The 17,779-nt window shown below is 69.3% G+C and carries 17 protein-coding genes and 1 pseudogene; 11 read left to right on the top strand and 7 right to left on the bottom strand.

The window, feature by feature from the left end; all coding sequences use genetic code 11:
- Nucleotides 1-207: 207 nt before the first annotated feature.
- Complete coding sequence (locus ACRXBZ_RS19345; protein ID WP_433880288.1) at nt 208-1,119, bottom strand: aminoglycoside phosphotransferase family protein; 912 nt, start codon at nt 1,117-1,119, stop codon at nt 208-210.
- Between the two features lie 218 nt (nt 1,120-1,337).
- On the opposite strand from ACRXBZ_RS19345, the gene ACRXBZ_RS19350 reads away from it, so the two are divergent.
- Together ACRXBZ_RS19350 and ACRXBZ_RS19355 are read left to right on the top strand one after the other, a co-directional pair.
- A complete protein-coding gene (locus tag ACRXBZ_RS19350; RefSeq protein WP_433880289.1) occupies nt 1,338-1,997 on the top strand; it encodes a hypothetical protein in 660 nt (219 codons plus the stop codon).
- 567 nt (nt 1,998-2,564) lie between these two features.
- Nucleotides 2,565-2,888: pseudogene (locus ACRXBZ_RS19355) on the top strand (SDR family oxidoreductase); the annotation flags it as partial.
- Nucleotides 2,889-3,341: 453 nt separating this feature from the next.
- On the opposite strand, the gene ACRXBZ_RS19360 reads toward ACRXBZ_RS19355, so the two are convergent.
- Nucleotides 3,342-3,992 (bottom strand): TetR/AcrR family transcriptional regulator, encoded by a 651-nt coding sequence (locus tag ACRXBZ_RS19360; RefSeq protein WP_433880290.1) that lies wholly within the window; start codon nt 3,990-3,992, stop codon nt 3,342-3,344.
- Nucleotides 3,993-4,113: 121 nt separating this feature from the next.
- On the opposite strand from ACRXBZ_RS19360, the gene ACRXBZ_RS19365 reads away from it, so the two are divergent.
- From ACRXBZ_RS19365 to ACRXBZ_RS19380, 4 genes are all read left to right on the top strand, one after another.
- Nucleotides 4,114-4,668, top strand: a complete 555-nt coding sequence (locus tag ACRXBZ_RS19365) for an SCP2 sterol-binding domain-containing protein (protein WP_433880291.1) — start codon at nt 4,114-4,116, stop codon at nt 4,666-4,668.
- A 65-nt stretch (nt 4,669-4,733) separates the two neighbouring features.
- The gene (locus tag ACRXBZ_RS19370) at nt 4,734-5,942 is read left to right on the top strand and encodes an acyl-CoA dehydrogenase family protein (protein ID WP_168585886.1); all 1,209 of its coding nucleotides are present in this window, start codon (nt 4,734-4,736) and stop codon (nt 5,940-5,942) included.
- A 461-nt stretch (nt 5,943-6,403) separates the two neighbouring features.
- Nucleotides 6,404-6,640 carry a hypothetical protein gene (locus tag ACRXBZ_RS19375; protein ID WP_433880292.1) on the top strand — a complete coding sequence of 79 codons (237 nt, stop codon included), beginning with the start codon at nt 6,404-6,406 and terminating at the stop codon, nt 6,638-6,640.
- A 107-nt stretch (nt 6,641-6,747) separates the two neighbouring features.
- A complete protein-coding gene (locus ACRXBZ_RS19380) occupies nt 6,748-7,218 on the top strand; it encodes a pyridoxamine 5'-phosphate oxidase family protein (RefSeq protein WP_433880293.1) in 471 nt (156 codons plus the stop codon).
- Between the two features lie 55 nt (nt 7,219-7,273).
- Here the strand turns inward: ACRXBZ_RS19380 and ACRXBZ_RS19385 are convergent, their stop codons facing one another.
- The 3 genes from ACRXBZ_RS19385 to pdhA form a co-directional block, all read right to left on the bottom strand.
- Nucleotides 7,274-8,599 (bottom strand): dihydrolipoamide acetyltransferase family protein, encoded by a 1,326-nt coding sequence (locus tag ACRXBZ_RS19385; RefSeq protein ID WP_433880294.1) that lies wholly within the window; start codon nt 8,597-8,599, stop codon nt 7,274-7,276.
- 267 nt (nt 8,600-8,866) lie between these two features.
- Nucleotides 8,867-9,883 carry an alpha-ketoacid dehydrogenase subunit beta gene (locus tag ACRXBZ_RS19390; protein ID WP_168585890.1) on the bottom strand — a complete coding sequence of 339 codons (1,017 nt, stop codon included), beginning with the start codon at nt 9,881-9,883 and terminating at the stop codon, nt 8,867-8,869.
- Complete coding sequence (pdhA, locus tag ACRXBZ_RS19395) at nt 9,883-11,100, bottom strand: pyruvate dehydrogenase (acetyl-transferring) E1 component subunit alpha (protein WP_168585891.1); 1,218 nt, start codon at nt 11,098-11,100, stop codon at nt 9,883-9,885. The genes ACRXBZ_RS19390 and pdhA overlap by 1 nt, the downstream gene beginning before the upstream one ends.
- A gap of 429 nt (nt 11,101-11,529) precedes the next feature.
- On the opposite strand from pdhA, the gene ACRXBZ_RS19400 reads away from it, so the two are divergent.
- The 5 genes from ACRXBZ_RS19400 to ACRXBZ_RS19420 all read left to right on the top strand — a co-directional run bounded on the left by ACRXBZ_RS19400 (nt 11,530) and on the right by ACRXBZ_RS19420 (nt 15,633).
- Complete coding sequence (locus ACRXBZ_RS19400) at nt 11,530-12,207, top strand: GOLPH3/VPS74 family protein (protein WP_168585892.1); 678 nt, start codon at nt 11,530-11,532, stop codon at nt 12,205-12,207.
- 89 nt (nt 12,208-12,296) lie between these two features.
- Nucleotides 12,297-12,944, top strand: coding sequence for a GOLPH3/VPS74 family protein (locus ACRXBZ_RS19405; RefSeq protein ID WP_433880295.1), 648 nt, complete (start codon nt 12,297-12,299; stop codon nt 12,942-12,944).
- A gap of 10 nt (nt 12,945-12,954) precedes the next feature.
- The gene (locus ACRXBZ_RS19410; protein WP_433880296.1) at nt 12,955-13,614 is read left to right on the top strand and encodes a GOLPH3/VPS74 family protein; all 660 of its coding nucleotides are present in this window, start codon (nt 12,955-12,957) and stop codon (nt 13,612-13,614) included.
- Nucleotides 13,615-13,666: 52 nt separating this feature from the next.
- Nucleotides 13,667-15,082, top strand: a complete 1,416-nt coding sequence (locus ACRXBZ_RS19415; RefSeq protein ID WP_433880297.1) for a M20/M25/M40 family metallo-hydrolase — start codon at nt 13,667-13,669, stop codon at nt 15,080-15,082.
- A gap of 332 nt (nt 15,083-15,414) precedes the next feature.
- Complete coding sequence (locus tag ACRXBZ_RS19420; protein ID WP_433880298.1) at nt 15,415-15,633, top strand: hypothetical protein; 219 nt, start codon at nt 15,415-15,417, stop codon at nt 15,631-15,633.
- Nucleotides 15,634-15,671: 38 nt separating this feature from the next.
- On the opposite strand, the gene ACRXBZ_RS19425 is transcribed toward ACRXBZ_RS19420, so the two are convergent.
- Together ACRXBZ_RS19425 and ACRXBZ_RS19430 are read right to left on the bottom strand one after the other, a co-directional pair.
- A complete protein-coding gene (locus ACRXBZ_RS19425; protein ID WP_168589986.1) occupies nt 15,672-15,848 on the bottom strand; it encodes a PspC domain-containing protein in 177 nt (58 codons plus the stop codon).
- A gap of 213 nt (nt 15,849-16,061) precedes the next feature.
- Nucleotides 16,062-17,717, bottom strand: coding sequence for a glycosyltransferase family 87 protein (locus ACRXBZ_RS19430; RefSeq protein ID WP_433880299.1), 1,656 nt, complete (start codon nt 17,715-17,717; stop codon nt 16,062-16,064).
- Nucleotides 17,718-17,779 lie beyond the last annotated feature (62 nt).

Genomic DNA, 17,779 nt, shown 5'->3' on the forward strand with positions numbered 1-17,779 from the left:
GCTGTGGCGGGAACTGCTGGTTACCCGCCGGCTGGAACTGCTGCTGCGACCAAGGATTTTGAGGCGCTGTCACGCGAACAGCGTAAGACACCGACAACGATCAAGAATGTGCCTGCGTGCCGTCGCACTCGTACCAGTCGGACGCGGTGATGTTCTCCCGGGAGACCCGGCGAGCGAGTTCGTCGTCCTTGACGCGAAGCCGCGCGATCAGTTCGCCGCCAGGACCCGTTCGAGCGTGGCGTAGCCCGCCGGCTCCCAGGTCGGTTTACCCCCGGGCAGACCGAGCCTGCCACGCTGTCCGATCCAGATCAGGTTCAGGGCGCGCGCGACGGCCCAGCCTCGGGCCCGGGCGATGGTGGCTTCGTCGGCGTGCTCATAGGCGTCGAAGAACCGACTTGCCGCGTCGGCAGGTAGCAGAATCCAAGCGGCTGAAAGATCGGTCGCGGGATCGCCTGCGCACATATCCCCAAAGTCGATCACCCCAGCGAGCATCCCGTCCCGGACGACCACGTTGGCCGGATGCAAATCACCATGCAGCCAGAGCGGCGAGCCCTGCCAGGCGGGCGCCGCGACGGCCTTCTCCCAAACTTCCCGCGCGGCGTCAGCGTCCGGGTAGTCGGCAATGACAGCGAGCCAGCCGTCGAACTCCTGTCGCAAACCGGACAGCGGGATGCCGCGCGTCGGGTTGGCCGGGGCGTCAGCCGGCGCCTGGTGATGCAGCACTCCAAGGAACCCGGCGAGGACCTCGGCCGCCTCGATGCGGGTGATCGGCGCGTGATCGGCCGGCTCACCCTCGACCCAGCGCGCGATCGTCCAGGTGTGCTTGAACAGGCTAGAAGGCTTGCCGATGCGAACCGGCGCGGGCGTTGGTAGTGGCAGGCGCTCGGCCAACACCGGCAGCCACGTCTGCTCCGTCTGCAGCAGAGCCGGCGCTCGCTCGGTGCGCGGCAAGCGCACGGCCAGCTCCTCCCCGAGGCGCCACTGCTGGTTGTCCCAGCCTCCGTCGACGTCTCGGAGCTCAAGGTCCGCGAGATCCGGATGCTGATCCCGTAGTAGCGACCGCACCAGGTCCTGCTCGAACTTCAACTCGTCCACCGAGGAGCCTCCGGTCACTGGCATGCGAAGGCACGCTAGCACCGGTCGGACGTAGCAGTCGGAAGAGTTGATTCTGTGGTCTACAACGTCCAGAAGTCGAGGACGAGCACCTTGCCGCGGAAGCCGACGAGCCGGAGCTCCTATCTCCGCTGCGCCATCCAGGTGAACTCGATTCAGATGGCTGTCGCAACGGCGTACAGCGACCAAGATCTTTGGTCGTCGATCTGGGGAGGGTTCACACATTGGTCGAATTTCGCATGCGCCCGGACGGGACGAGGTACCCGATCAATGGCAGGAAAGGCCGGGGCGGAGTCGTTGCCGCAGCCGGCGCGACTGCGGTCGCGCTCGCGGCGTACACGGGCGGCGGGGCCGTCACGGGCGGCGCCGGTTCCATCGCCGGGGAGAGCATCTCCATCCGCACGAGCAATGCCAAGCAGTCGGCTCGCAACGGCCAGCCCGACAAGGCTTGGCAGCAGATGCGGCTGCGGGTCACCAGGCAGCGGGCCCCCGAGCACTACGTCGACTGCGTCCTGCATTCCTTCGGGCAGGTGCGGGACTTCTTCGTCCAGACACCTTGCCGCTCCATGACCAGAACTCTGGTGCCGCTCGCCGACGAGCACGGCAACACCGCGGTCGTCTCGATCGCCTGGGTGCAAATGCGCACGTCACGCACGGCGCGCGAGCTGGACCGCCTCGACTACCGCGACGGCACCGGCGACGTCACCGCGCTCGGGCACAGCGTCCTCGCCGCGCAGGGCGTGTCGTTCACCGGCGAGCACTACGAGTCGCGCGTGAAGGGGACGCTTTTCGTGCGCGCCGAAGCGGCTCCGGTGAGCGGCAACCCCGATCCGGCACTGCTGGAGGGCATGGCTCAAGTCGCGGTGCTGTTGCCGCGGCCGTGAGCCGTGGTGCGGGTGGTCAGCGGCTGGCTCGGTCTCGGACGTAGTAGGCGGTCGCCGCCAGGGTGGGGACCAGGGCTCCGATCAGGACGATGGCGATTTGCACCCAAGACTCCTTTCGCGCATCGCCGGATCATCGGCGCACCCGGGAATAACGCCCGGGCCGTCGGGTTTTCAGGTGGTGGGTGGGCGAAGCGCCCGATACCGGCAGGCGTGCCGGAATTGGAAAGCCCCGCGATGCTGCCAGGTCGGGGGTCCGACAGCACCGCGGGGTCATCCTGCATATCGATGACCGAGGGCTTCTCGTTACACACGTATCCACATGTGTCTTAGGTCACCACCAGGTCGACCTGCTTGAGCACCGCACCGGCGACGAACTCGCCGAACCGCTCGCCCTGCAGCCCGAACCGCCGCGATCAACCCGTCGAGGGCCGCGGTGAGCATGTCCTGGTTGGAAGCGCGGGCGTAAGGGCGGACCGGGCGAACGGAATCCGGTTGCCGCCGATGATCGCAACGCGCTCGGCTCCACGCTGCGGTTCCTGCTCTCCGCGAAGTCCGCGTACGTGTCCGGTCAGCGGCATCGCGGGCGACGTCGGGTAGGCCAACTACGCGGCGTCCAAGGCCGTGGTGATCGGGCACGTGCAGTCCACCGCCGGGGCAGCCGCAGGTCGCGGGGCCACCATCAACGCGGTCGCGCCGGGCTTCATCGAGACCAAGATGACCGCGGCCATCCCGCTGTTCGTTCGCGAGGCCGGGCGGCGGATGAACAGCATGTCCCAGGGCGGCCTGCCGGTGGACGTCGCGGAGACCATCGCCTGGTTCGCCAACCCTGCGTCGGCCGGGGTGAACGGCAACGTCGTCCGGGTCTGCGGGCAGAGCCCGCTGGGCGCCTGACAGTCGTGAGTGCGAATGCCGGTAAGAACCGGTTTCCGTGCACCTGCACCCGTTGACGGCCAAGGCGTTCGGCTTCCCGCGGGCGATCGCGCACGGCATGTGGTCGAAGGCCCGCTACCTGGCGGCGTTCGCGAGCGGCTGCCGTACGCGTACGAAGTGGCCGTCGAGTGTCACAAGCCGGCACAGCTGCCGTCCACAGTGGACTTCACGATGCGCCGACAGGACACCGGCTGGGGATTCGCCCTGCACTCCCACTCCGGCACTCCCACACCGGCACTCCGGCACTCCGGCAACCCCACCTGCTGGGCTCCGTACGCTGACCCGAGGTCACCGCAATTTCAATTGAAATTGCGGCCCTTCGGCATGTCGGACCCCGACACGCCGAAGGCTGTGGACAACTTCCGCAATTTCAATGGAAATCAGAGCTCTGATTTCAATGGAAATTGCGGACGGTCATTGGTCGGGTGTCCAGGAGCGGCCTTCGACTAGATCACTGAAGCCCATCCAGACCATGTTCATCAGCCGCATCGCCATCCCGTCGGCGGTGTGCTCGGGGTGCTGGAACCACCACTCCACCAGCGACTCGCCGGCCCCGACCAGGGCCACCGCGAACGGCTCGGTCTGCTCCGGCTGCATCGGCTGGGCCGACTCCTCGGTCGCCTGCGCCAGCAGCGCGGCGATCACGCTCGTCGCCCGCTCCCGCAACTCCACCAGCTCCGAGACGAACGGTTCGCCCTGGTTGACCTGCCGGTGCAGCACCGCCCAGCCCGCCTGGTTGCGGCTGACGTACCCGAAGAACACCCGCAGGCCGCGCCACAGCTGCTCGGCCGGGCTCAACCCGGCTTCCACCGCCACGCTGATCGCGTCGATCAGCCGGGCGGCCTCGCGCCGGATGCAGGCGACGAACAGCTCGTCCTTGGCGCCCAGGTAGGCGTAGAGCATTGGCTTGGAGATGCCCGCGACCTCGGAGATCTCGTCCATCGACGCGGTGTGGAAACCGCGCGTGGCGAACACCTCGACCGCAGCGTCCAGGATCTGCCGCTCGCGAACCGCCCGCGGCAGGCGCCGCGACCGGGGGCGGCCATTGTCCTGACGATCGACCATCTCACCTCTTACTCTGGTCCTTTCCGGCCAGGCTAGATCAGATCAGATCGGTCGCGCCGACTTGCCTTCGAACCTACTCGAACATAGTCTTACTCACGAGTAGGTAATGGAGGTTGCATCGATGCCCCAACCCGAGATCGACCCGATCGCGGCTCTCGGAGAGGTCGACCCCAAGAAGGTCGGCAAGGCGGAGTTCGTCGCGCTGCTCGCGGCCTCCTCCGAGTTCGCAGGCAGCGGCGCCCCGGTGGACCTGAGCGCGCTGCGACCGGCGCAGTTCGCGCGGCTGATCACACGCGCCTCCGACGAGCAGCTCGAAGCCGTGATGGACCGCCCCGAACTGCGCGAACGCATCCTCGACGAGGTGTTCCGGCGGATGGGTGAGCACTACAAGTCCGAGAAGGCGGGCTCGACCGATGCCGTGGTGCGGTGGCGCATCGGCAGCGACGACGACCTGCTGCGCTACGAGTGCGTGTTAGCCGACGGCAAGTGCACCGTCAGCAAGGACCCGCAGCACGAGCCCAGGGTGACGATCACGACGCCCCCGGCCGAATTCCTGAAGCTGGCCGCCGGCAACGCCTCGGCACCCATGCTGTTCATGAAGGGCAAGCTGAAGGTCGCCGGCGACCTCGGCTTCGCAGCCGGGCTGACCAAACTGTTCCAAATCCCCAAAGCCTGAGTGCTTTTCCCCGAACCGGTTTCGCGCGGCGGCGCGCTTCAACGAAGACGACTGACAGGACGGCGATGACTTTCTCCCTGGAACTGAGCGAGGAACAGCAGGAGCTGCGCGACTGGGTGCACGGTTTCGCCGAGCAGACCATCCGCCCCGCCGCGCGCGAATGGGACGAGCGCGAGGAAACCCCCTGGCCGATCATCCAGGAGGCGGCGAAGATCGGGCTCTACGGCTTCGAAACGCTGGCCACGTTCTGGGCCGACGACACCGGTCTGTCGCTGCCGATCGCCAACGAGGAGCTGTTCTGGGGCGACGGCGGCATCGGCATGGCGATCTTCGGCACCACACTCGCCGTCGCCGGGATCTTCGCTGCAGGCACGCCCGACCAGTTGGCCGAGTGGGTGCCGCAGTGCTACGGGGACGCGGACGACCCGAAGGTCGCGGCGTTCTGCTCGTCGGAGCCAGGCGCCGGTTCCGACGTCGCGGCGATGCGCACCCGCGCGGTGTACGACGAGGCCACCGACGAGTGGGTGCTCAACGGCCAGAAGGCGTGGGCGACCAACGGCGGGATCGCGAACGTGCACGTCGTGCAGGCAGTCGTCGACCCCGTGCTGGGCTCCCGCGGCCAGGCCGCGTTCGTGGTGCCGCCGGACACCAAGGGCCTGGAGTCGCCGAGCAAGATCCGCAAGCACGGGCTGCGCGCCTCGCACACCGCCGATGTGTTTCTGGACGACGTGCGGGTGCCCGGCAACTGCCTGCTGGGCGGCAAGGAGAAGCTGGACGAGCGGCTGGCCCGCACCCGCGAGGGCGGCAAGGCCAGCGCGCAGGCGGCGATGAAGACCTTCGAGCTGTCCCGCCCGACCGTCGGCGCGCAGGCCATCGGCATCGCGCGGGCTGCCTACGAGACCGCCCTGGAGTACGCGCAGCAGCGGGAGACCTTCGGGCGGCCGATCATCGACAACCAGTCGATCGCGTTCACCCTGGCCGACATGCGGATGGAGATCGACGCCGCGCGGCTGCTGGTGTGGCGGGCGGCGTGGCTGGGCAGCAACGGCGGCTTCACCGCGGGCGAGGGCTCGATGGCGAAGCTCAAGGCGGGCCGGGTGGCGACCTGGGCGACCGAGCGGGCGATCCAGATCCTCGGCGGCAACGGCTACACCCGGGAGTTCCCGGTAGAACGGATGCACCGGGACGCCAAGATCTACGACATCTTCGAGGGCACCGAACAGATCCAGCAATTGGTCGTGGCCAGGGCCATCTCCGGCCGGCACATCGCTTGACCCATGCCGGGCCGTCGCGGGTTTCCGCGGCGGCCCGATTTCCGCACGTCGTGCCTGCCGTCCAGCCGCCGGGAGGGTCCCGAATTCACCCTCCGCCGGACCGTCCGGGATGCGCGGTTGACCATGTTTTGCCCGGATTCGCGACAGTGGCGCTCGCCACGGTGCGGAATTGCACAAACCACGCTCGGGTTGGTGTTCGAAGGTGCACGATTTCGTGGGTCCCTTGCACCACCACGACTCGGCAGGTGCACCATTGACGTTGGTCCGAACGAATGAATGTCGTCGGCGCGGAGTCATCATCCGCTCCGGCACGCGTCACGCCAGCGTGGGACTAGCGCCTTGCGGTGCCTGGCCACTCCGGGCGAGCTCCGCAGGGAAGGCTCGGAACGTGACGCGGTGGGCGACGACGCCGCTCGCGGCGGCCCGGCCACAGCTTCGAGAGTGAACGGGAGGGCGAAGCGGTGAAGAAGACCACCCCTGACCTGGAGACACCGATCTTCCGGGAACTGAACAAGGAGCTCGGCGAGCTGCCCGAGCTCGACATCCACGACTTCGACCAGCACGCGTTCGACTTCCTCCGCGAGTACGACGAGCAGAAGTCGGCGGCGGCGGACGAATCCGCGGAGGCGGCCGAGCCGGTCGTGGCATCGGCCGGCAGCGGTTCCCGACGCGGCGGGCGGCGGCGCAAGGGCGGCTGACCCGACTGGTACTTGAAGCGAACGGCCTGTTCGCTTCATCTAATGAGGCGAACGGCCTGTTCGCTTCATCCCACGCGCCGTCGGTGCCGCCTGCCACGATGGCGCGCATGACGACGTGGCAGGAATTCGCTGAACAGGCTCCCGAACTGGCGAAGACCACCCGGGCGAAGCTGGAGGCCGCCAAGCACCACGTGCTGGCCACCCTGCGTCGGGACGGTTCGCCGCGGGTCAGCGGCACTGAGGTCGGCTGGCGCGGCCCGGACCTGACCCTGGGTTCGATGCCGGGCTCCAGGAAGGCCCTGGACCTGCGCCGCGACCCCCGGTTCGCGCTGCACGCCAACCCCGGCGACGGCTCGATGGCGGGCCCGGACGTGAAGATCGCCGGCCGGGCGGTCGAGGTCACCGGTGATGAGCAGCGCGCTTGGGTCGAAGAGGTCAAGCCGCCGAGCGAGGACTCGCACCTCTTCCGCCTGGAAGTCACCGAGGTGACGACGACGGGTCTCTCCGACGACCAGACTCATCTGGTCATCCAGCACTGGACGCCCGCCGAAGGCGCCCGCACCTTCAAACGCCGGTGAACGACCGAAGGGCACCTCCGGCCGGCTTGGCCGGAGGAGGTGCCCTTCGGCTCGGTCAGTACGTGATGGCCATGCTGGGGTCCGACAGGATGGCGCCGACGTCCGCCAGGAACTGGGAGCCCTGCTGGCCGTCCACGACCCGGTGGTCGAAGCTCAGCGCCAGCTGGCACACCTTGCGGGGCACCACCTGGCCGTCCACCACCCACGGCATGTCGCGGATCGCGCCGAGCGCGAGGATCGCCGACTCGCCCGGGTTGAGGATCGGCGTCCCCGTGTCGACGCCGAACACGCCGACGTTGGTGATCGTGATCGTGCCGCCCACCATCTCCGCCGGGGTCGTCTTGCCCTCCCGCGCGGTCGTGGCGAGCCGCTCCAGCGCTTCCGCCAGGTCCTTCAGGGACATCTGGTCGGCGTCGCGGACCTTGGGCACCACCAGGCCGCGCGGCGTGGCCGCCGCGATGCCCAGGTGCACGTAGTCCTTGTAGACGATGTCGCCGGCCGCCTCGTCCCAGGTGGCGTTCACGTCCGGGGTGCGGCGGGCGGCGAGGCACACGGCCTTCGCCGCGAACGCCAGCGGCGTGATCTTGACGCCGCTGAACACCGGGTGCGACTTCAGGCGCTCCCGCAGCTCCATCATCGGCGTGACGTCGATGGTGAGGAACTCGGTGACGTGCGGCGCGGTGAACGCGCTGTTCACCATGGCCTGCGCGGTCGCCTTGCGGACGCCCTTGATCGGCACCCGCCGCTCCCGCCCGGCCGGTGCTCCGTTTGTGAGCACGGCCGCGCCACCCGCGGCGGACTGCACGTCCGCGCGGGTGATCACGCCGCCGGATCCGGTCCCGGTCAGCGCGTGCAGGTCCACTCCGAGGTCCTTGGCCAGCTTGCGCACCGGCGGCTTCGCCAGCGGCACGTAGCCGCCCTGCTGCGACGCTTGGGAAGCTGCCGCGACGGGTTCGGGAGCCAGCGCCGGAACCTCCGCGACCTGCGCCGCGACGGGCTGCTCCCCGGCCCGGCCCTTGCGCGGGCGGCGCTTCGCGCTCGCCGTTCGCGGGCCGTAGCCGACCAGCGTGGCGATGCGGCCGTTGGACTCCTCGCCGATCTTGCCGGACGCTACGGCAGGGGCCGCTTCGCCGGCCGAGCCTTCGAGGTCGATCGCGATGATCGGCGACCCGACCTCGACGGTCTGCCCCGGCTCGGCGAGCAGCTCGCGGACCGTGCCGGCCCACGGGCAGGGCAGCTCGACGGACGCCTTGGCCGTCTCGATCTCGACGATCACCTGGTTGACGGTGACCGTGTCACCGGGCCGGACGCGCCAGCCGAGGATTTCCGCTTCGGTCAGCCCCTCGCCGACGTCGGGCAGCGGGAAATGCTTCAGTGCCATCGAACGACTCCCTCAGAGCCTGTTGGCGAACTCGGTCTCGATTTTGTCTTTGAAGCGGCGAAGCCGCTTAGCCCACCCTCGCAACCTGCACCGCCGCGGGTTCTCAGACTGTGCCCAAACCCGGTCGAGGTTCTTGGCGAGGCCAGCCCCGAAGCCGCGTATCGGGCATACGCGAATCGGGGATCCCGCAGTCCAGGCGGCGTCTGTAATTCCCGCAGGGGGCCGCTACCCGCACCGCGATGCAACACGGTTTCGGAGACGGGCCATTCAGTACGTCAGCGAGCGGTCGACCGCGTCCAGCACCCGGTCGAGGTCGGGCAGGTAGCCCTCCTCCAGCTTGCTGGGCGGGTAGGGCGTGTCGAAGCCGGTCGCGCGCAGCACCGGCGCTTCCAGCGAGTAGAAGCACTCCTGCTGCACCCGGGTGGCGATCTCCGAGGTGACGGAAGCCTCCGCGGGCGCCTCGCTGACCAGCACCAGCCGACCGGTGCGGCGCACCGAGTCGAACACCGGGTCCAGGTCCAGCGGGGACAGCGTGCGCAGGTCGATGACCTCCAACTCCAGGCCGTCCTCGGCGGCGGCGGTCGCCGCGTCGAGGCAGGTGCGCACCATCGGCCCGTACGCGGCGACGGTCACCGCCGAACCCGCGCGCACCACGCGCGAGGTGAACAGCGGGACCGGCGGCGTGCTCGGGTCGAGCTCGGCCTTCTCGTAGTAGCGGCGCTTCGGCTCGAAGAACAGCACCGGATCGTCGCACTCGATGGCCTGCTGCAGCATCCAGTAGGCGTCCACCGGGTTCGAGCAGGAGACCACCTTCAGGCCGCCGACGTGCGCGAACAGCGATTCCGGCGACTCCGAGTGGTGCTCCACGGCGCCGATGCCGCCGCCAAAGGGCACCCGCACCACGACCGGCATCTTCAGCTTGCCCTGGCTGCGGAAGTGCAGCTTGGCCAGCTGGGAGACGATCTGGTCGAAGCCGGGGAAGATGAACCCGTCGAACTGGATCTCGCACACCGGCCGGTAGCCGCGGATGGCCAGCCCGATCGCGGTGCCGATAATGCCGGACTCCGCCAGGGGGGTGTCCAGCACGCGGTGCTCGCCAAAGTCCTTCTGCAGGCCGTCGGTGATCCGGAAGACGCCGCCGAGCTTGCCGACGTCCTCGCCCATCACCAGGACCTTCGGGTCCCGTTCCAGCGACGCGCGCAGGCCCATGTTCAGCGCCTTGGCGATCGTGACGGTCTGGGCGCCGGCCGTTGTGGTCGGGCGCTCCAATGCGGGCGCGGCCATCAGCGCACACCTCCTGCCATCGCGTCGTCGGCGAAACCGGCCAGATACTTGAGGTAATCCTCGCGCTGGGCAGCCAGCTGCGGGGTGTCCTCCGCGTAAACCTCGGAGAACATTCGCTCCGGTGGTGGTTCGGGCATGTTGAAGCAGAAGTCGCGCAGCCGGGCGGCGAGCTCGTCGGCTCCGGCGTCGACGCCGTCGAAGAAGCCCTGGTCGGCGATCTGCTCGCGGACCAGGTGTACCCGCAGTCGTTCGATCGGGTCCTTGAGCTTCCAGGCCTCCTGCTCGTCGGCCAGCCGGTAGCGGGTCGGGTCGTCGGAGGTGGTGTGCGCGTCCATCCGGTAGGTGAACGCCTCGATCAGCACCGGCCCGTTGCCCTGGCGGCACTCGTCCAGCGCCCATTTGGTGACCGCGAGGCTGGCCAGCACGTCGTTGCCGTCCACCCGGATGCCGGGGAAGCCGTACCCGCTGGCGCGGCGGTAGAGCGGCACGCGGGTCTGGCGCTCGATCGGCTCGGAGATCGCCCACTGGTTGTTCTGGCAGAAGAACACCACCGGGGCGTCGTAGACCGCCGACCACACCATGGCCTCGTGCACGTCGCCCTGGCTGGTGGCGCCGTCGCCGAAGAAGACCATGGTGGCCTCGCCGTCCGGGTCGCCGACCTTGCCGTCGAAGCGCTGGCCCATCGCATAACCGGTGGCGTTCAGGCACTGGTTGCCGATGACGATCGTGTAGAGGTGGAACCGCGTGCTGTTCGGGTCCCAGCTGCCGTGGTCGGTACCGCGGAAGATGCCCAGCAGCTCGGTCGGGTCGATGCCGCGGCACCAGGCGACGCCGTGCTCCCGGTAGCTGGGGAACGCCATGTCCTGCGGCTGCATCGCCCGGCCGGCGCCGATCTGGGCGGCTTCCTGGCCGAGCAGCGGGACCCAGATGCCCAGCTGGCCCTGCCGCTGCAGGGCGTTGCCCTCCCGGTCGGCGCGGCGGACCAGCACCATGTCCCGGTACAGGTCGCGCAGCTGCGCGTCGGAGACGTCGATGTCGAAGTCGGGGTGTGTTACCCGTTGGCCTTCCGGGGTGAGTAGCTGAACCAGGTCAGCTCCACCTTCGCTCGTGGCGCGCAAACCGGCGATCACCTGCTCCCGTGTGGGTTTCGCTGCGATAGCGGCAGGGGGGCCGTCGGCGCCTTCGGCTTCGGGTCGCGTCCATTGCTCGGGGGACATGCGTGATCTCCTCGTGTCGCGCCGGTCCACCCGCTTGTGGCGGTGTGGCCCGACAGCCCCGACCGGAGCGCCGGTGACCTGGTGGGTCACCCATTGCTCCAGCCGGAGCGATTGGATCGCTCCCCGCCATCCTGGCACGAAACCGGCCGCTTTCGTGAGCCCTGCCACCGGGATTCGGCACGGCCGCGGCACGGCCGGCGTCTTCCCGTGAGACCACCGTAGTTCGCCGTCGATCAAGCGAAAACCGCAGGTCATCGAAGTAATGGAGGTCCGACTAATGCCTTGTGGACCATCGCGGTACCGATATTGCGAAGGCGTTCCTCCTACCGCCGCGATAGTCCTATTTACCCGATTGCACTGTTTCACCCCGCGTCGGTCGCGAGATCGACCAGCAGGAGAGCCGAGATCTCCGCAGCCGCCCGCGCGGAAATGGGACAGACTGGACTCGTGGCCGAGTTCGCCAATCCGCTAGCGCTGCCCGACGAGTTGGCCCTGCTGATGTGCAAGGACAACGGGACGTACTACGTCAGCGCGAACCCGAACACGGCGACCGCCGCCGCCGAGATCGGCGAGCTGGCCCTGCGGGACCGCGTCGAGCTGGAGGGCAGGGCGGTGCGCCTGGTCGACACCGCTTCGAGCGGGCTGCCGTGGATGGACCGGTCGCTCGCGGACCTCCAGCAGCGGGCGGGGCGGGCGAACCGCCCGGTCGAGCTGAGTGGGTGGTTGCAGGGCCGCACCGGCGCGTTCGCGACGCATCGGATGGTGCTGGTCGAGCACGGGTTGCTGCGGCGCGAGCACCGGAAGTTCCTGGGCGTGCTGCCCGACGACCGCTACTACCCGGAACGTGCCGTTCGCGGGGCGCTGCTTACCGAGCTGCGCGAGGTCGCTGTCGACGAGCGGCCGGTGGACGGGCGGTTGGCGCTGCTCAGCGCGCTGGTCTACCGCAGTGGGCTGCTCTACCTGCTCGGTTTCGACCGGGCCCAGCGGACCCGGCTGAAGACCATCGCCGAGGCCGAGGACCTGGGCAACACCGTCGGCACCGCGGTCACTGCGGCGCTGGTGGCCATCACGGCGGTTCCGGCGGTGATCGTGGTTGCCGGCGGGTGAGGCGCTCCACGCCGCGCTTCCTCGCAGCGATGGGCTGACGACTGCGGCATTCAGCCACGTGAAGCCGGTTTCACTGGGAGAATGGGCGCATGACCGCGCTTACCCTGCCCGAAGAGTTCGTACTGCTGCTGCAGAAGGACAACGGCTCGCACTACTCGACGTCCGATCACACCGGGGCGGCGGAGCTCGGCGAGCTCGTGCTGCGGCACCGGGTCGAGTTCGCCGGCAAGAAGGTGCAGGTGGTCGACGCCAGTCCGAGCGGCATCGGCTGGCTCGACGAATGCGTGGCGTTCCTGACGCGGAAGGCCGGCGCGGCGAACAAGCCGGTGGCCGCGACGAGCTTCATCCAGCACCGGCGCGGCGTGCGCAAGGTGCACTGCGCCGCGCTGGCGGAGCGGGGCTTGATGCGCTGCGAGCAGAAGTCGGCGCTGTTCATCCCGTACAACAAGTACTTCCCGGACCCCGCGGCGCGGCAGTCGTTGATCGGGGAGATCCGCAAGGTCGCCCGCGACGAGGTCGAACTCGACAACCGGCAGGCGCTGCTCGCGGCGATGGTGCACGCGACCGGCCTGGTCCGATCGCTCGGCCTGGAGCGGGCCGAGCGTAAGCGGTTGAAGGAGATCAGCAAGAGCGAGCAGCTCGGCAAGGCCGTTGAAGCCGTGGTCGCCGCCGCGACGGTCGCGATCGCCGCCGGAGCTGCGGCCGCGACCACCGCCGCCACGACGGCCGGCAGCTGAGGACTCGATCGTGGAACTGATCCTGCCCGAGGAACTGATGTTGATCGGCCGCACCGCCGCCGGACACGAGTACGGCGGCTCGTCGACCAGACTCGCCGTCGCCGCAGGTGTGATCGGCGAGCTGGCCCTGCAACGCCGCATCATGATCGACGGCAGCTACGCCTTCGTCACCGATCCGACCGCGACGCGGCACCCGCTCCTGGACCAGCTGTTCGGCGAGCTGGTCCAGCGGCGCACGGCGATCCGGCTGACCAGCTTCTTGAGGGAGCAGGCTCGCCTGTACGAGATGTGGCTGAACCACCTCGTGGCTGGCGGGCTCCTCCGGCCTGAAGCGGCCAGCGGGTCGTTCGCCAGCACGCGCTACGTGCCGGCCCCGAAGGTCCGCAATTCGGTGCTCTCGCGACTTTGGTACCTGCTGAACGACTGGGCGAAGCAGGATCCGCGCACCGTCGCGCTCGCCGGGATCGTGCACGGCAGCGAGCTCGGCGACGACCTGATCCCGTTCCCGGCGGACCGGGCGACGCTGGCGGTCTTCGGACAGCGGGACCCGATCGGGCAGGCGATCGGGGCGGTCCACATCGAAGACCGGTCCGCCGCGGCGGGCATGCCCTTCATGGTCGTGTCCATGCCCGCTACCCCAGCGAGCTGCACGCCTCTCGGGGACTGCTGAGCAGTTCCGGCCATCCACGACGACCAGGTCGGAGCGGGCATAGGATCGCGGCGTGGATCGTGCAGCCGTAGCGAAGAACGTTGACCAGGCGTGGGCCGAATCCGTCCTGCCGAGCCTCTCCGAGCTGGTGAAGATCCCGGCGATCTCGCCCGCCTTCGACGCCGGGTGGGCCGCCGCCGGGCACCTCGACGCCGCCATCGAGCACCTGCGTGCGTGGATCGCGGCGCGGGACATCGCCGGCGCGAACATCGAGGTCGTGCGGCTGCCGGAACGCACCCCGCTGCTGGTGGTGGACATCCCGGCCAGCGAGGGCACCCCGGACGAGACGGTGCTGCTCTACGGCCACCTCGACAAGCAGCCGCCGCTGGGCGGCTGGTCCGAAGGGCTCGGGCCGTGGACCCCGGTGGTCCGCGACGGCCGGCTGTACGGGCGCGGCGCCGCCGATGACGGCTACGCCGGGTATGCGGCGATCACCGCGATCGAGGCGGTCCGAGCGCACGGCGGCGCGCACGCGCGCTGCGTGGTGCTGCTGGAGACCGGCGAGGAGTCCGGCAGCCCCGACCTGCCCGCCTACCTTTCGCGCCTGTCCGGCCGGCTCGGCAACGTGTCGCTGGTGGTGTGCCTGGACTCCGGCGCGGGCGACTACGAGCGGATGTGGCTGACGAACTCGCTGCGCGGCATGGTGTCGCTGGAGGTCAAGGTGCAGGTGCTCGAGAGCGGCCTGCACTCCGGCATCGCCAGCGGCATCGCGCCCAGCTCGTTCCGGGTGCTGCGGCAGCTGCTCGATCGGCTGGAGGACGCCGCGACCGGCGAAATCCTGGTGCCCGAGCTGAACGTGCAGATCCCGGAGAACCGGGTCGCCGAGGCGCGGGCGGCGATCGAGGCCGCGCCCGGCCTGGTGCGCAACGTCGTGCCGTGGCCGGAGGGTTTGCGGCCGGTCGACGAGGACGAGGTCGAGCTCGCCCTGAACAGCACCTGGCGGCCGACGCTGTCCGTGATCGGCGCCGACGGACTGCCCAAGCCTGCGGACGCGGGCAACGTGCTGCGGCCCTTCACGACGTTGGTGCTGAGCTTCCGGCTGCCGCCGACGGCCGACCCGGAGGCGGCGCTGCGCGCGGTCCAGGAGCGGCTGACCACCGACGTGCCGTACGGCGCGAAGGTGACCTTCGGGCACTCCGAGGCCGGGCTGGGCTGGAACGCGCCGGACCCCGCGCCGTGGCTGGTGGCGGCGCTGGACCAGGCGAGCGACGAGGTGTTCGACGCCGGCTGGCGGACGATGGGGCTCGGCGGCTCGATCCCGTTCATGGGCCTGCTGCACAACGCCTACCCGGACGCGCAGTTCCTGGTGACCGGGGCGCTCGGGCCGGACAGCAACGCGCACGTACCGGACGAGTCGCTGCACCTCGCGTTCGCGGCAAAGGTCACCTCGGCCGTGGCCTACGTCCTCGACGCCCACGCCCGCCGCTGACCGCCGCAATTTCCATTGAAATCGAACCTCTGATTTCCATTGAAATCGAACCCCTGCGGCGTGTCGGATCACGACACGCCGCAGGTTGTGGACAACTCGTGCAATTTCCATTGAAATCGAACCTCTGATTTCCATTGAAATCGCACTGCGATGGGGGCTGGGGTGGCCGTTCGGGAGCTTTCGGGGGTTACCAAGCGCCACGGGGCCCGGTCGGTGCTCTTGGGCGTTGATCTCGTACGGGCTCGGCTACTCGCCGAGTGATCTCGGCGTGGGGCTGCTGGCGCACGTCGTGTGCGCGTCGTTCGGCATCGCCGTCGCCCTGCCGTGCTCCGGTGGTCGTCCGGCGCATCGGCTACACGGTGATCGCGGCGGCGGCGCTGTTCGCGATCGCGTTGCTGGCGCAGTGGATTCCGCTTGCCTTCCCGCTGCTCCAAGCGCTGAGCTCGGGGGCGGTGAGCGCGGCGCTGCTCATCCGCTCCGCGCTCACCGCCGCGGGCATCCTGATCGCCAGCACGCTCCTGGTCACGACCTGGTACGTCCGCCGTTCCTAGCGGCAAGTGGCCGGTTCCGCCCCCTGCGCGCAGCCAGTTCAGCGCTTCGGGATCAGGATCCAGAGCACGATGTAGACGATGAACTGCGGTCCCGGCAGCAGGCAGGACAGCAGGAACAGCAGGCGCATGGTAAACGGCTTCGTGCCGAATCGATCGGCCAGACCGGCGCACACGCCCGCGATCATCGCCTTCTCGCTCGGCCGGGACAGGGGCATTCGGTACGTCGTCATGTCTCCATGTTCGCCGCTACGGCGGCGCGACGCGTCAGGGAGCGACCCCGAGATTCCCCTGACCCAGATCATCCCGCACCAGATCATCCCGCAGACGTAGTCCACGGGCGTACCCCGAACGTGCCGGTGCCCGCTCGACCGGGGACCGAGCGGGCACCTCACAGTGCATCGGCGGAGCGCCTCCAGGGCGGAAGAAGATCACCGCCTCGAAGCTAGGTTCTGCCCGTTCTGCCCCCTGGATGTGGACCGTTCCTTGCCCCAACGGGCGATGCCGGGTAACACGAACCGGTCGCGTGTTCCGTCCAGGATGCCGCCGCTCGGGTCATCGAAGGCGCCCGGTTCGCGCCCGCCCCGCATCGCGAGGGCCGCGCGGACCTTGTCCCGCTCCGGCCGAACGATCTCGAAGATGATCAGCACGCACAGCGCGACCACCATCGCGTCGCGGATCACCACCGCGCCGAGGAACCAGCCCTCCGGCAGCCCCTTGTTGCCGGTGCCGAGGTAGTAGTACATCCGCGGCGCCCACACCGCGGCGTCGATGATCATCCAGCTCAGCAGCAGCCGCCAGCGCGGGATCGCCAGCACCCCCAGCGGCACCAGCCACAGCGAGTACTGCGGGCTCCACACCTTGTTGGTCAGCAGGAACGCCGCCACCACCAGGAAGCACAGTTGTGCCAGCCGCGGCCGGGTCGGCGCGACCAGCGCCAACCACCCGACGCCGAGGCACGCGACCAGGAACAGGGCGAGGCTGACCGAATTCAGCACCGTCGGCGTGGCGCCGTCGCGCAGCGGGCCGTCGAAGCCAGCCCAGCCGGTGAAGTGCATCAGCACGTTGTAGAGCGAGTCCGGATCGGCCTGTCGTTCGTTGTTGAGCCGGAAGAACTCCCGCCACCCCACGGGGAAGAGAACGAGGATCGGCACATTGATCAGCAGCCAGGCCACCGCGGCGGCCAGCACCGAGCGCAGCGCGTCCGCCAGCTTCCCGGCCCGCCAGGCCAGCACCAGCAGCGGGCCTAGGAAGAACAGCGGGTAGAGCTTCGCCGCGCCGCCGATCCCGATCAGCACCCCGGCCAGCACTGGCCTGCGCCGCGCCCACGCGAGCAGCCCAGCAGTGCCGAAAGCCGTGGCCAGGGCGTCGAAGTTGGTGAATACGTGCACGAAGACCAGCGGCGACACCGCCGCCAGCGCGGCGTCCCAAACGCGTCGGCGGCAAAGCAGCACCAGCGCCCAGATCGTCACCAACCAGGCCGCGGCCAGCCAGAACGTCGAGATGTTGAAGTACAGCACGCTCGTCAGGGCGGGGGGCAACCAGCCGAAGCTCGCCAGGGTCGCCCAACCGTCCGCGGCCCGCGCGTTGATCCACTGGAACAACCCGGTCAGCACCGGGTACTCCATGTACCGGACCTGCTGCTGCGGCGTGCCGGGGTTCTCCAACCACGAGGTCTTGTACGGGAAAGCGGTGTCCGGCGCGAGATCACCCAGGCCGTAGCGCGGGATGATGTCGGTGTAGCACATCGCGGTGTACTGCTTGCTGTTCCGCCAGTCCAGCTGCGGTCCGCGGTCGGTCTCGTAGGTGACCTGGCAGGGCGCCTTGAACAGCCATGCGGCGGCCAGCACCAGCACCGCGAGCAGCAGGATCACCCGCAGCGACGTCCAGAACCACTGCCGCCCGACCTGCGCATGCCGCCCGAGCCGGCCGCCGAAGGGGAGGCTGAGCTTCTGCGCCAGCGGCTCGGTCCAGGTCGGCGAGACGCGATCGGCCGGCCCGAGGGAATCGCTGTCCACCGCCGAGCTCGCACTGCCGCCGGGGGACGGCGGCGGTTCGGTGCTGGCGGGCTCGGTCGAGGTGGACACGACCGGATGCTACTTGGGCCCAACAACGCGGAGGGGCACCCGCCGACTCGCGGGTGCCCCTG

Source organism: Saccharopolyspora hattusasensis, assembly GCF_050972075.1.
In the GTDB taxonomy this organism is placed as follows: Bacteria; Actinomycetota; Actinomycetes; order Mycobacteriales; family Pseudonocardiaceae; genus Saccharopolyspora; species Saccharopolyspora hattusasensis.